General features: G+C 75.6%; 8 protein-coding genes. 2 read left to right on the top strand and 6 right to left on the bottom strand.

Features of this window, described 5'->3' with window-relative positions; all coding sequences use genetic code 11:
* Positions 1-256: 256 nt before the first annotated feature.
* Complete coding sequence (locus STTU_RS00255; protein WP_043253616.1) at positions 257-1,804, bottom strand: ATP-dependent DNA ligase; 1,548 nt, start codon at positions 1,802-1,804, stop codon at positions 257-259.
* Between the two features lie 153 nt (positions 1,805-1,957).
* On the opposite strand from STTU_RS00255, the gene STTU_RS00250 reads away from it, so the two are divergent.
* A complete protein-coding gene (locus tag STTU_RS00250) occupies positions 1,958-2,950 on the top strand; it encodes an NADP-dependent oxidoreductase (RefSeq protein ID WP_007818636.1) in 993 nt (330 codons plus the stop codon).
* 93 nt (positions 2,951-3,043) lie between these two features.
* On the opposite strand, the gene STTU_RS00245 is transcribed toward STTU_RS00250, so the two are convergent.
* The 5 genes from STTU_RS00245 to STTU_RS00225 all read right to left on the bottom strand — a co-directional run bounded on the left by STTU_RS00245 (position 3,044) and on the right by STTU_RS00225 (position 12,575).
* Positions 3,044-3,871 (bottom strand): aldo/keto reductase, encoded by an 828-nt coding sequence (locus tag STTU_RS00245; RefSeq protein WP_007818634.1) that lies wholly within the window; start codon positions 3,869-3,871, stop codon positions 3,044-3,046.
* A gap of 74 nt (positions 3,872-3,945) precedes the next feature.
* Positions 3,946-5,172 carry an MFS transporter gene (locus tag STTU_RS00240; protein WP_007818630.1) on the bottom strand — a complete coding sequence of 409 codons (1,227 nt, stop codon included), beginning with the start codon at positions 5,170-5,172 and terminating at the stop codon, positions 3,946-3,948.
* A 296-nt stretch (positions 5,173-5,468) separates the two neighbouring features.
* Positions 5,469-6,500: an ABC transporter ATP-binding protein gene (locus tag STTU_RS00235; protein WP_007818629.1), complete on the bottom strand. Its 1,032-nt coding sequence runs from the start codon at positions 6,498-6,500 to the stop codon at positions 5,469-5,471.
* On the bottom strand, positions 6,500-9,232 hold the full coding sequence (locus STTU_RS00230) for an ABC transporter permease (RefSeq protein WP_158678760.1): 2,733 nt from the start codon (positions 9,230-9,232) through the stop codon (positions 6,500-6,502). Before STTU_RS00230 ends, STTU_RS00235 begins: the two co-directional genes overlap by 1 nt.
* A 1-nt stretch (position 9,233) precedes the next feature.
* On the bottom strand, positions 9,234-12,575 hold the full coding sequence (locus STTU_RS00225) for an FtsX-like permease family protein (protein WP_007818627.1): 3,342 nt from the start codon (positions 12,573-12,575) through the stop codon (positions 9,234-9,236).
* 324 nt (positions 12,576-12,899) lie between these two features.
* Here STTU_RS00225 and STTU_RS00220 point away from each other — a divergent pair, with 324 nt between their 5' ends.
* Entirely contained in the window at positions 12,900-13,625 is a 726-nt protein-coding gene (locus tag STTU_RS00220; RefSeq protein ID WP_043253614.1) for an ABC transporter ATP-binding protein, read from the top strand.
* Positions 13,626-13,645 lie beyond the last annotated feature (20 nt).

Genomic DNA, 13,645 nt, shown 5'->3' with positions numbered 1-13,645 from the left:
GGGCCGACGGCGCCGACCCCGCGGACTGGACGGACGAGCACGCCTTCCGGGGCCCGGAGGCGCCTCGCGCGACCGGCCGCCGGAGCGGCGACGTGAAGACTGTGACACAGCCTCGTCCGCCGCGTAAGCCGTTTGGCAACACCCGCGCCGATGGTGCCCTCGGCATATGCCACCGTCTCCGCGCGGGCTCCCGCCCACCCGCGATCTCGTCCAGGCCCCCTCCCTCCGAGCCCCGGCGCCACGCTGCCCCACCCGACTACGCCGCCCCGGCCCCCGCCTCCCGCACCGCTTCCACCGTGTCCGCCTCCTCCGGCGTCTTGTCGGGCCGGTACCGCACCACGCGCGCGAACCGGAGCGTCAGCCCCGCCGGGTACCGCGAGGACCGCTGCACCCCGTCGAAGGCGACCTCCACGACGAGTCCGGGCCGCACGCGTACCGTGCGACCGTCGTCCGACACCGCCAACTCCAGCAGTCTCTCCGTCTGTTCGGCGAGCATCGCGTCGGTCAGGCCCTTGAACGTCTTGCCGAGCATGACCAGTTCGCCCTCGGCTCCCCGCGCCCCCAGGTGCAGGTTCGACAGCTTCCCCGTGCGCCGCCCGTGCCCCCACTCCGCCGCGAGCACCACGAGGTCGAGCGTGTGCACGGGCTTGACCTTCCGCCACGCCGCCCCGCGCCGCCCCGCGCTGTACGGCGAGCCCAGATCCTTGACGACGACCCCCTCGTGCCCGCGCCCCAGCGTCTCGGCGAGAAACGCCTCGGCACCGGCGAGCGCGTCGGCCCCCGCCCCGGACTCCTCGGCGACGTACCGCCGTACCCGGTTCTCCTCCGCGACGAGCCCCGCGAGTTCGCGGTGCCGCCGTGCGAACGGCGCGTCCAGCAGCTCGCGTTCGTCGACGAGCAGCACGTCGAAGAAGACCGGCACGAGCGGCACGAGCGCCCGCGCCTTCGCGACATCGGTGCGCGAGCCGGTCCGCCCCGCGATCTCCTGGAAGCTCCGGGGCCGCCCCGCCCCGTCGTACGCGATGACCTCACCGTCGAGGACGCACCGCGAGACCGGCAGGGCCAGCGCCACCTCGACGACCTCGGGCAGCCGCTCCGTGATGTCCTCCAGCGTCCGCGTCCACACCGAGACCCGCTCCCCGTCCCGGTGCACCTGCACCCTGATCCCGTCGAGCTTCTCCTCCACCGCGCACGACCCCAGCGCCGTGAGCGCCTCGGCGACCGAGGCCGCGGTGCCCGCCAGCATGGGCCGCACCGGGCGCCCCACTGTCAGCCGGAATTCGCCGAGCGCCGCGCGCCCCCCGGCGAGCAGCGCCCGCGCCACCGGTACGAGCGCCCCGCGCAGCATCACGGCCCGCCGCACCTCCTCCGCGGGCACCCCGGAGGCCGCCGCGAGCCCCTCGGCCGCCATCGCGTCGAGCGCGCCCTGCCGCACCTCCCCGGTGAGCAGCCCGACGAGGAAACGCTGCTCCGCCTCGGTCGCCGCGCCGAGCAGCGCCGCCGCCCGCCGCTTCCGCTCCGCCTGCGCCCCCTTGCCCGCGACGGCCGCGAGCCCGTCGAGCGCGGCGTCCACGTCGTGCAGGCTCAGCGAGGGGGCGGAGGCGGGCGCGGGCGCCTCGCGCAGCGTGCTCCAGCCGACGCCGATCCGTCCCTGGGGCACGCGCCCCGAGAGGTAGGCGATGGCGAGCGGCGCGTCCTCGGGCCCGGCGGCCAGGAAGAGTTCCGCGAGCAGTTCCGTCTTGCGCGAACGGGACCGCGTCGCGGCCACGGCGCCCGACACGTCAACGAGCGTCACCAGGAGCATCACCCCATCGTGCCCCGCCCGCGCCCGAGGCGCACGAGGGTGTTGCATGGACGCGGGAGGATCACCGCCCGCGTACCCTCGCACGCGCCGCGCAGCCGCACTCCGGCCGCCACCGCACCGGACCCACGACAGCCCCGGAAGGAACACCGCCCCATGACGGACAGCACCCCCAAGGACCGCCCCGACCGCACGATGCGCGCCCTCGTCCAGACCGGCTTCGGCGGCCCCGAGGTCCTGCGCCTGGACCGCGTGCCGCGCCCGTCGCCCGTGCCCACCGAGATCCTCGTGCGCGTGCGGGCCGCCGGGGTGAACCCGGTGGACTGGAAGACCCGCGAGGGCCTGGGCGCCGCCGCGAGCCTCGCGAGTCCGCCGCTCGTGCCCGGCTGGGACATCGCGGGCACGGTCGAGGAGGTCGGCACGGGGGTGACGCTGTACAAGCCGGGCGACGCGGTCCTCGGGATGCCGTGGTTCCCGCGCACCGGCGGCGCCTGCGCCGAGTACGTCACGGCACCGGCGCGTCAGTTCGCGCCGATCCCGAAGGGCCTCGACTTCGACGAGGCCGCCGCGCTGCCGCTCGCCTCGCTCACGGCCTGGCAGGCGCTCGTCGACACCGCGCGGCTGCGTCGGGGCGAGCGGGTCCTCGTGCACGCGGCGTCGGGCGGCGTGGGCCACCTGGCGGTCCAGCTCGCGCACCACATCGGCGCGCACGTCATCGCGACGGCGAGTGCCTCGCGCCACGCGTGGCTGCGCACGCTCGGCGCGGACGAGGTCGTGGACTACCGCAACGAGCGCTTCGAGGAGCACGTCTCGGGCGTCGACACTGTCCTGGACCTCGTGGGCGCGAAGGACGACACGAGCGCGCGCTCCCTCGCCGTGCTGCGGCCCGGCGGCCTGCTCATCACGGTGCCGTCGAGCGGCGTGGGGGACATCGAGGAGCGTGCGACGGCGGCCGGGGTGCGGTTCACGGGCATCCTCGTGGAGCCGGACGGGGCGGCACTGCGCCGGATCACGGCGCTCGTCGAGGAGGGCGCGCTGCGACCGCACGTCGACGCGGTGCACCCGCTGGAGAAGGCGGCGGAGGCGTACGCCCGCGGCGAGCAGGGCGGGGTGCGCGGCAAACAGGTCCTGCGGATCAGCGAGAACTGACCCGTACGGGGGAGAGCCGTGCGGCGGCCCCCGCATACGGCGAGGGGCCGTGCGCAGCACCGCGCACGGCCCCTCGCCCGCTCCGCCGGGACGTCAGTTCAGCTCGTTCGGGTGCGGGCCCGTCCGCAGTCCGCGGTCGAGCGCGTCGACGGCGGCCATGTCCTCGTCGCTCAGCGTGAAGCCGAAGACGTCGAGGTTCTCCCGGATGCGGGCGGGGGTCACCGACTTGGGGATGACGATGTTCCCGCTCTGGAGGTGCCAGCGCAGCACGATCTGCGCGGGGCTGCGGTCGTGCCGCTCCGCGAGCGTGGTCAGGGCGTCCTCCTTCAGCAGCGCGCCCTGCGCGAGCGGGCTCCACGCCTCGGTCGCGATGCCCAGCGCGGCGTGCGTGGCGCGCAGTTCGCGCTGCTGGAGCCCCGGGTGCAGCTCGACCTGGTTGAGGACGGGGACGACGCCGGTCTCGGCGACGAGCCGCTCCAGGTGCGCGGGCTGGAAGTTGGACACGCCGATCGCGCGGGTGCGCCCGTCGGCGAGGAGCTTCTCCAGGGCGCGGTAGCTGTCGATGTACCGGTCGCGGGCGGGCGTCGGCCAGTGGATGAGGTACAGGTCGGTGTACTCCAGGCCGAGCTTGTCGAGCGAGGCGTCGAAGGCGCGCAGCGTCGCGTCGTAGCCCTGGTCGTCGTTCCACAGCTTCGTGGTGACGAACAGTTCCTCGCGCGGGACGCCGGAGGAGGCGAGCGCGCGCCCGACGCCGCGCTCGTTCCCGTAGACGGCGGCCGTGTCGACGGACCGGTAACCGGCCTCCAGGGCGCTCGCGACGGCGGCGGTCGTCTCGTCGTCGGGGACCTGGAAGACCCCGAAGCCGAGCTGGGGCACGACGACCCCGTTGTTGAGGGTGACGGTGGGGGAGAAGGTGCTCATGGTGGTGCTTTCTGTCGTGTACGGGACCGGGGCGACGCGCTGTCAGGGGCGTCCGCCCCGGCTGGGGAAGGGGGTCAGAGCGCGGTGTGCGCGGCGGGCGTCCGCTCCGTACCGGCGACCGGCCGGGCCGTCGGCGCGCCCGCGTCGCCGGGTGCGCGCCGCCCGCGGTCGAGCCCGGCGGAGACGAGGGCGAGGATCAGCGCCGAGAAGGCGAGCGCGGCGCCCACCCAGTTGGGCGAGGTGTAGCCGAAGCCCGCGTCGATGACGAGGCCGCCGAGCCAGGCTGCGAGGGCGTTGCCCAGGTTGAAGGCGCCGATGTTGACGGCGGAGGCGAGCGTGGGCGCGCCGGACGCCTGGTCGAGCACCCGCTTCTGGAGCGGCGGGACGGTCGCGAATCCGAGCGCGCCGATGAAGAAGAGGGTGACCGCCGCGCCCGGCTCGGAGTGGGCCGTGACGGTGAAGAGGGCGAGCACGACGGTGAGCGCGCCGAGCACCGTGAAGAGCATCGGCATGAGCCTGCGGTCCGCGTACCTGCCGCCCACGAGATTGCCCGCGACCATGCCCGCGCCGAAGACGACGAGGAGCCAGGTGACGGAGGAGTCGGCGAATCCGGCGACCTCGGTGAGCATCGGGGCGATGTAGGTGACGGCGGCGAAGACCCCGCCGAAGCCGAGCACGGTCATCGCCATCGCGAGGACGACCTGCACGTTGCGCAGCGCCGCCAGCTCGTGGCGCAGGCGGACGCCCTCGGGGCGCGGGAGTTCGGGGACGAGCTTGAGGATGCCGAGCATCCCGACGACGCCGAGCGCGGCGACGATCAGGAAGGTGACGCGCCAGCCCGCTGCCTGCCCGACGTACGTGCCGAGCGGTACGCCGACGACGTTGGCGACGGTGAGCCCGGTGAACATGAGCGCGATGGCTCCGGCCCGCTTCGCCGGCGGGACGAGACCGGCGGCGACGACCGAGCCGATGCCGAAGAAGGCGCCGTGCGCGAAGGAGGCGACGACGCGCCCGGCGAGCATCACGCCGAAGACCGGTGCCACGGCGGAGATCACGTTGCCGACGATGAACAGGCCCATGAGCAGCATGAGCATCCGCTTGCGCGGCACCTTGGTGCCGAGCAGCGTCATGATCGGGGCGCCGATCATGACGCCGAGTGCGTAGCCCGTCACCAGGAGCCCTGCGGTCGGCACGGAGACCCCGAAGCCGTCGGCGACCTCGGGCAGGAGCCCCATGATCACGAATTCGGTCGTGCCGATGCCGAAGGCCCCGATGGCGAGGGCCAGGAGCGCCAGAGGCATGAGGAAAGAACCCTTCAAGAGCTGGATATCTGCGAGCCACGGATGTGTGCGGTAGCCGCTTACATGCACAGACAATACTTGCGTGCGCGCTATAAAAGCAAGCGCGGGCAAGTGGAGGACCCAGGCGCACGGCGCGGGGCGGCTCAGCACGAAGCCCAGGGGCGATGAAGAGACGGGACCGGGGGAGGGCCCTTGGTCTTCGCGGCCAGGGACGGTAACTCGTGGTCCGCACGACAGAGGGGCGGGACCCGGGGAAAACCCCTGGTCCCGCCCCTCGCGCGGCCGTTCCCGCCCGCTCAGCCCTCTTGGCCGTCCTCGCCCCGAGGGGTCTGCCCGCCCTCGCGGTTCTCCCCGCGCCGGTCCGGCCGCACCCGGATGTGGTCGGGCTCCAGCTCCAGCATCGCCCGGTCCCGCAGCCCCAGCGCCGAGGTGTAGTCGGGCGGCAGTTGGAGCCGCCCCGCCCGGTCGAGCGTCACGTACTCGTGCGCCGACACCGACTCCTGGCCGTCCGCGCCGATCTCCGTGTGCCGCAGCACCTCCGTGGACGTCCGCCCGTCGCGGATCGCGACCGTGCGATTCACCTCGTTCGCGACCTCCGCGTCGTGCGTGACGATCATGACCGTCATGCCCAGCTCCTCGTTCGCCCGCCGGAAGGCCGCGAAGACCTGCGCGCCCGTCGCCGAGTCCAGCTCGCCCGTCGGCTCGTCCGCGAGGAGCAGCGACGGCTCGTTCGCCAGCGCCACCGCGATCGCCACCCGCTGCTGCTGCCCCCCGGACAACTGCCCCGGCAGCCGGTCGGCGCAGTCGCCCGCCTCCAGCATCCGCAGCAACTCCTCCGCGCGCCGTTCCCGCTTCCCGCGCGTCGCCGCCCCCCGGCCGCCCCCGCGCAACTGCATCGGGAGCGCCACGTTCTGCGCCGCCGTGAGGAACGGCAGCAGGTTCCGCGCCGTCTGCTGCCACACGAAGCCCACCACCTCGCGCCGGTACCGCAGCCGGTCCTTGCGACCCATCTGGAGCAGCGGGAAACCCCCCACCGTCGCCGAGCCCGCCGTCGGCCGGTCCAGGCCCGCGAGGATGTTCATGAGAGTCGACTTCCCGCTCCCCGAAGCGCCCACGAGCGCCATCAACTCGCCCTCGTACACCAGGAGATCAAGGCCCTGGAGGGCCTGCACCTCGACCCCGTCGGCGCTGAAGACCCGCACCAGGCGGTCACAGGCCACGAGCGCGTCGTGCCCGTAGGCGCGCGTGTCGCGCCGCTCCGCGGCCCGCCGCTCCAGCTCGCTCAGACTCGGGACCGCACCGGCCCCGGCCCCGGTGGGCTCGCCCATCATGCGTCTCCTGCCCTGAGTTCCGTGATCATCTTCGTACGCCGCAGCCACCACGCCTGGCCCAGCGAGACCAGCGCCGCGAGGACCGCGATCCCGGCCGCCGGCAGCAACAGCACTTCCGCACCGGAGTGCAGGGAGGCCGTCACCCCCTCCGGGCCCCGCCCGTCGGTACTCGCGAACGCGAGCCGCTCCAGGTCGAGCACCGGAGCGAGCAACCTGATGGCCCCCCAGCCGACCAGCGCCCCGCCCCCCGCGGCGAGCACCGTCTGCGGCAAGGCGTCGAGCAGCGTCAGCGTCCGCGTCCCGCGCCGCGACAGCCCCAGCACCCGCAACCGCACGAGCAACGCGGTCCGCTCCGCCGCCCCGGCCTGCGCGTGCAGCAACAGCGCGAGCAACGCGTACCCGGCGGCGGCGCCCACCGCCGCGGCGAACAACCGCGTGACGCCCGCCTGCAACGGCGAGTCCGCGTACGCGGCCCGCGCGTCCGCGCGCAATCGCAGGGCGGGCCGCGGCTCGGCCCCGTCCACGAGCTTCCGCAGCGCCTTCGCGTCCGGCTCGCCCGCGACCAGGAGGTCCGTCGTGGGCCGCCGGTCCAGCGCCGCCCGGTCCATGAGGAGGAAGTCGGCGCCGCCGAGCGCGGGCGGCGCCTCGGCCACCCGCGTCACCCGCACCCGCACCCGGCCCGCGAGCGAGGACACCTCGCGCGGCCCCGACCCGAAGACCTTCGCGACCCGCGCCGAGGCGACCACGTCCACGACACCGCCCCGCTCCGCACGCGGCGGCACCGGCGCGGAACCCAGCCCCTGCTCCCGCAGGAAACTCCCGTACGAGGACGGATCGACGGCCATCAGCGCGAGGGGTCGCGTACTCGCCGCCCCCGACTCCACGGGCAGCGCCACCGTCTGGTCGATCAGTACGGGCGCCACGTCCCGCACCCCCGCGACCTTTCGCACCCCCCGCTCGACGTCACGTGGCAACGCGGCGAGCGCCCCCGTCGCCGAGACCCGCGCGTCGGCCCCCGCCGTCACGAGCGCGGCACGGTCCCGCGCCCCCGCGACATCCGTGAGCACCGCCCCGCCGACCCCCGCCGTCGTCACCGCGATCAGCAGCACGAACAGCGGCAGCGTCCCGCTCGGCGCCGCCCGCCCCGCCCGCGCGAAGAACAGGAAACCCGTCAGCCCGCGCGAACGCCCCGCGCCCCGCGCCGCCCACCGCAACGGCAGCGGATAGCACCGCACCAGCACGAGCGCGGCGACCAGCGCGAGCAGCACGGGCACCGCCCCCGCCCCGCCATTGCCGCGCCGCGACGCGAACAGCACGAGCAGCGCCACCGCGAGCACCGTCAGCTCCGCGACCGTACGCCCCCGGCCCGGCCGCGCCGCGACAAGATCCTCGCGCTCCTGATGCACGCCCGCCGCACGGTGCGAGGCCAGCGCCCGCAACGGCAGCGCGAGACACCCCAGCAGCGCGACCGCCCCGGCGGCCAGTGCCGAGGAGCCGAGCGGTCCCGCAGGCTCCAGCGCCCACGCGCCGAGCAGCCCGAGCCCCGCCGCCGGCACGGCGAGCGCCGCCGACTCCGCGAGCAGCCGCCCGCCGAGCCCGGTGAGCGAAGCCCCCCGCGCCCGCAGCAGCGCGAACTCCTCGCGCCGCCGCCCCGCCGACAGACCCGCCGCCATCGCCACCGTCACCGCGGCGACCGCACCCGCCCCGACCGCCGCCACCTTCACCACGGGCGACAGCGCCCGCGACAGCCCCCGATGCGCCTCGATCACCTGGTCCAGATCCGTCGAGACGACCGCGTGGGCCTCCACGGCCTTCTTCACCCGCAGCAGATCGGGGCCGCCCTTCAGCGAACCGAGCGCCGCCGTGTAACGCGGCAGCACCCCCGCCGTCAGCCCCTCGGAACGCGGCGCGAGCCGCCAGTACGCCTCCGGCTGCCCCAACGTGTCCAGCAGCGCGGCCCCCGCACCGGGCGGCAGCAGCAGCCCCGCGCGCCAGAACTTCTGCGGCGGCCGCCCCGACGTCGCCGACATCGTCGGCGTCCGCAACTGGGGCTCCGCCGACCACCACGCGCCCCGGGGATCGCGCGGTTCCACGATCCCCACCACCACGAAGGCCGTATCGCCGCCCTCGACGTGCACCGACCGCCCCACCGTGAGCCCCAGCGCCTGCGCCGTCGCCCCGGTCACCGCGACCTCTACCCGGCCCGCCTCCGCGGGCGCCCCGGCCTTCGTCCGGGGCCACCGCCCCGACGCCAGCCGTGCGTGCTCCTCCAGACCCGCCTGGGCCGCGGCGGTGAACCGCGGCAGCACCGCGTCGGGACTCGGCAGGTCCTTGTCCGTCGCCTGGAGGTCCTTGCTCGTCCTTACCCCGTACGAGGACTGCCCCGTGTCCACCCGCACCGGCTCGGGCACCGTCTTCAGCAACGCCCGGTAGCCCGCCGTGACCCGCCCCGCGTCGAAGGTCTTCGCCCGCTCGTCCGGCGCCAGGTCCGGCCGGATCAGCCCGACGTCCACGACCGCGCGCGCCGGCGACGTCTCCGCCACCGCGCGGCGCACCGCCCGGTCCTCGTTCGCCCGCACCGCGCGCGGGAAGTACGCCGCGAGGAACGCCGTCAACAGCACGAGCGCCGCGAAGGCCAGCGAGGCCCCCCGCGCCGTACGCAACCGGGTACGCGTCCACGGCGCGGGCACCCCCGCGGCCCGCCGGGCACGCTCAACAGCGGATGTCACGTCAGTCCTCCAGCCGGCGGAGCGCATCCGCGATCCGGGTACGGCGCGTCGACAACAGCGCGACCGCGAGCAGGGGCAGCGCCGCGACCCCCACGAGCAGGAGCAGCGCCCGCCCCCACGGCATCTCCACGAGCACCCCCGGCACAGGCCGCGCCGCGCGCGCCGTCAGCACCGTCAACGGCACCAGCCACCGGCTCAGCACGACCCCGAGCGCGAGACCCGCACCCAGCCCGACCGCCACGAGCAGCACCTGCTCCCAGAAGGTCTGCCGGGCCAGCTTCCGCCCCGAGATCCCGAGCGCGCGCAGCACCGCGTGCTCCGAGCGCCGCTCCCGCAGCGAGCCCATCGCCCCCGCCGTGAACCCCACGGCCGCGATCGCCGCGGCCGCGAGCGCGGCGGCGAGCAGCGCCGTACGCGGCGCCGCCCCCAAGGGGTCACCGATCAGCGTCCGCCGCACCTCGTCCCGTACGAGCACATCCGCCGGGTCGCTGTCGGGGCGCTCCCGCAACCGCGCGGCCACCGCGCCGGAACGCCCCTCGGCCGTGCTCAGCCACCACTCGGTCGGGGCGAGCGGTGTCGCGCCCGCCCCCGCGAGCACCGCGTTCAGCGTCGGCAGATCCACGAGCAGGGCGACGTCCGCGTCGTCGCCGTCCGCGCCGCCCTCCTCCGTCGCCTCCTCGCCCGAGGGGGAGCCGGAGTCCTGGCCGGACGCGTCCGTCGCCGTCGCGGCCTCCTCGCCCGTCGTCGGCACGTGCGCGACCGTGTCCACGACCTCGACGCGCACCTCCGTGCCCTCCACGGGCACCGTCAGCGTCTGCCCGCGCTTCGCGTGCGCCGCTGTCAGGAAGGCGTCCGAGGCGAGCGCGGGCACCGTCGCGGGCACCTCGGCGGCGCCCGCCCACACGTCCAGATTCACGCCCGTGCCCGACGACGCCCACGACGCGCGCGGCGCGCTGAGGTGCGTCGTCACGGACAGCGGCCTGCCGGCCGCCGCCTCGGGGCGCAACGGCACCGCACGCCCCGGCGTCAGCTCCACCACCGGCGTACTCGTCCCCTGCCATCGCAGGCCCTCGGGCACCGCCACCGCGCGCCCGGCCCCGCCGCCCGTACCCGTCAGCGCGCCGACCCGCTCGACACCCAGCCGGACGCGCGCGTCGAGACCCGGCGGCAGCTCCCCGGACACCCGCAGCCCGCTCAGCCACAACCGGCCGCGCGGCACGTCCCGGCCCTCGGGCACCAGATCCACGGTCTGCGTACGCACCGCGCCGGCGCCGGCGAGCCGCCCCGCCGACAGCACATAGGGCTGCCCCTGCGCGTCCCTGACCGTCACCGTGAGCGCCGGGGCGAACTCCTCCGGCGCCTTGCCGGTACGGGAATCCTCCCACCGCACCCGCAGCGCGAGCTTCCGCGTCCCCGCCGGCAGCGCGAGCCCCGCCCGTGCCCCGTCCCCGGCCGCGCGCAGCGCCCGCAGCTCGCCCTCGCCGGGCGCGATGTCGGAACGGAACAGGAGGTCGTCGGGCGCGTGCGCCGTGTCCAGCGCGAGTACCGTCGCCCCGCCGCCCTGCGGCAGGTCCACGGACGCCCGGTGCCCCGGCGCCACCGCCCGCACACCCGGCACCGCCCCGTACGTACCGGCATCACCCGCGAGCCCCGACGTCGGGTCGAGCACCCGCACCCCGGCCCCCGAGCGGAAGTCCGCCTGATCGTCCTGCGCCCTGCTCCACGAAGCGCTCTGCGCGACCGTCAGGAGCGTCATCGCGACCGCAAGGACCAGGAGCAGTACGGGACCGGCACCCCGCTGCGGACGACGGCTGAACTGCCAGGCCACGAGCGCCCCCGGCAGGCCCCTGCCCCGGGCCGCGAGCCGTTCCGCGAGCCGCGCGGCGAGCGGCACCAACCGCAGCACGAGCACCGTCCCGGCGAGCAGCGCGAGCGCCGGGGCCACCACGAGCAGCCAGTCGGGCCCCGCCCCGCCGCTCTCGCGCGGCCCCTGCCCGGCGAGCTGCCAGAACGCGAGCCCCGCCGCCACGAGCAGACCCAGATCCGCGCCCGCCCGCAAGAACCCCGGCAAGGCCCCGACCCGGCCCCGCCCGGCCCCGCTCCCGGCGGCGAGCGCCCCCGTCAGGACCAGCCCGCACACCACCGCGAAACCCACCGACACCAGCCACACGAGCGGCGTCGCCCCGTACGCGAGCCGCAGCCCGCCGTCCGCGAGCGAGGACCGCGCGACGAGCAACCGCGCCAGAGGCCCCGCGAGCAACGGCGCCACCACGAGCGCGGGCACCGCGACCGCCAGCGCCTCCGCACCGGCGAGCCCCGCCACCCGCGCCCGCGAAGCCCCCCGGTGCCGCAACAACTCCGTGTGCCCCGCCCGCTCAGCGGACAGCAACTGCGCCACCAGGACCAGCGCGCACCACGCGAGCAGCACCAGCTGGACCGCGACGATCAGCAGCGTCGAGCGGTAGACACCCAGCGTCGTCGCGAAACGGTCGAGCAGCGCCGGTACGCCGTCGCGCACCTGCGCGTTCCCGCCGAGTGCCGCCTCGGTCCGCAGCCGCTCGGCGCCCGCGACCGAGGCCCGCCGCAAGGCCCCGGTGTCCCCGGTCCGCACGCCCCGCGTGTCCGCGACCGCGACCCACGACGACGTCCCCGCGGCGAGCCGCCCCGACGCCGCCGCCTCGGCACTCACCGCGAGCGGCCCGTACGTCGTGAACGAGACCGTGCGCGCCCCGCGCCCGCGCAGCGGATCGGCCTGCCAGTACGGGTCCGTGGTGTCCGCCGGGCGGTACACCCCGGTCACCCGCACCGCGAGCCTCTTCCCGCCCGCCCGGTCCGTCACCTCGAACTCGGCTCCCGGCCCGAGGTCCCACTGCCGCGCGACCCGCTGCGGCAGCGCCACGGGGAGCGGCCCCGACGGCGCGGCACCGTGCGGCAGCGACCCCGCCACCACCCGCACCCGCGAGGCGTCGAGCGCCGCGAACTGCGTCAGGTCCGGCTTGCCGCCCGGCGCCACGCGCCCGCCGAGTCCGGCGGGCAGCGCGTACGTACCGGACTGCGTGAAGGCACGCACGGTCACCGGGAGCCCGTCGAAAGCCGCCGCCGCGTCCCGCCGCACCGCGCGATCCGCGGCCTTCTCCTGTCCGGCGGGGACCTCCGCGCTCACCACGAGCGTCGCCCCCGCGCCCCCCTGGTCACCGAGCGCGTGGCGCAAGGCCGCGTCACCGACCGACTGGGCGAAGAGCGCGAGCGTCGCGAGCAGCGTCGTCGCGAGCAGCACCACGACGAGCGAGGCACCCATGAGAACCCGGTGCGCGCGCAGGCGCAGCAGAACGAAGAGCGTCAACCTTTTTCCCGCCCCCGGGGTGCAAAGAGAAAAATGGCCACCGAACGGGGACCGCGACCCGCAAACTATCCGGTCCCCTCGCCCGCGTTGAAGAGCCTCAGGGCAAAGCTTCACGCGATTGTGACCGCCGTGGCCTTCCTCCCCGCCCCCACCGTCCGTACCGGCCCACCTCCGAGAACCCCGCTGCTACCATCGCCCCGCCCGGCGTCCGCGACACCACCGCCGCCCGCGCGGACCACACGCCCGCGCACACCACCCGCCCGCGCACGCCGCGAGCACCCGCACACCACCACCACTCGCGCACCACCGCCGCAGGGGGACACCATGCCGGAGAACGACACCACCACCCCCACCACCCCGATGGTCCGCGTCGAGGACCTCCACCGCTCCTACGGCAGCGGCGAGAACGCGGTCCACGCCCTGCGCGGCGTGAGCTTCGACCTTCCGCGCGGCGAACTCATCGCTCTGCGAGGCCGCTCGGGCTCCGGCAAGACGACCCTCCTCAACCTCGTCGGCGGACTCGACACCCCCGGCTCGGGCCGCGTCCTCGTCGACGACACCGACCTCTCCGCCCTCGACGAGAACGGCCTGCTCGCCTTGCGCCGCGAACGCGTCGGCTTCGTCTTCCAGACCTTCGGCCTCGTCCCGATCCTCTCCGCCGCCGAGAACATCGAGGTCCCGCTGCGCCTGCGCAAGGTGTCCCGCGCCGAGCGCGAGGAACGCGTCTCGATGCTCCTGTCCCTCGTCGGCCTCGGCGACCACGCCAACCAGCGCCCCGGCGAACTCTCCGGCGGTCAGCGCCAGCGCGTCTCCATAGCCCGCGCCCTCGCCAACCGCCCCTCCCTCCTCATCGCCGACGAACCCACCGGACAGCTCGACGCCGATACCGGGCTCGCTGTCATGGAACTCCTGCGCGCCGTCGTCCGCAGCGAACACGTCACCGCCCTCGTCGCCACCCACGACACCCAGCTCCTCGCCCTCGCCGACCGCGTCCTCCACCTCGCCGACGGCGTCACCGGCTGGCAGGACGACACCGTCCCCGCAGCCTGACCCCCGGCACACGACGAAAC

The organism is Streptomyces sp. Tu6071 (assembly GCF_000213055.1).
GTDB classification, from domain to species: Bacteria; Actinomycetota; Actinomycetes; order Streptomycetales; family Streptomycetaceae; genus Streptomyces; species Streptomyces evansiae.
This window is presented reverse-complemented; position numbering and strand designations above follow the sequence as displayed.

Coding starts and splice junctions, on each gene's coding strand:
- STTU_RS00255 (WP_043253616.1), bottom strand. CDS start 1,804: ATGCTCCTGGTGACGCTCGTTGACGTGTCGGGCGCCGTGGCCGCGACG.
- STTU_RS00250 (WP_007818636.1), top strand. CDS start 1,958: ATGACGGACAGCACCCCCAAGGACCGCCCCGACCGCACGATGCGCGCC.
- STTU_RS00245 (WP_007818634.1), bottom strand. CDS start 3,871: ATGAGCACCTTCTCCCCCACCGTCACCCTCAACAACGGGGTCGTCGTG.
- STTU_RS00240 (WP_007818630.1), bottom strand. CDS start 5,172: ATGCCTCTGGCGCTCCTGGCCCTCGCCATCGGGGCCTTCGGCATCGGC.
- STTU_RS00235 (WP_007818629.1), bottom strand. CDS start 6,500: ATGGGCGAGCCCACCGGGGCCGGGGCCGGTGCGGTCCCGAGTCTGAGC.
- STTU_RS00220 (WP_043253614.1), top strand. CDS start 12,900: ATGCCGGAGAACGACACCACCACCCCCACCACCCCGATGGTCCGCGTC.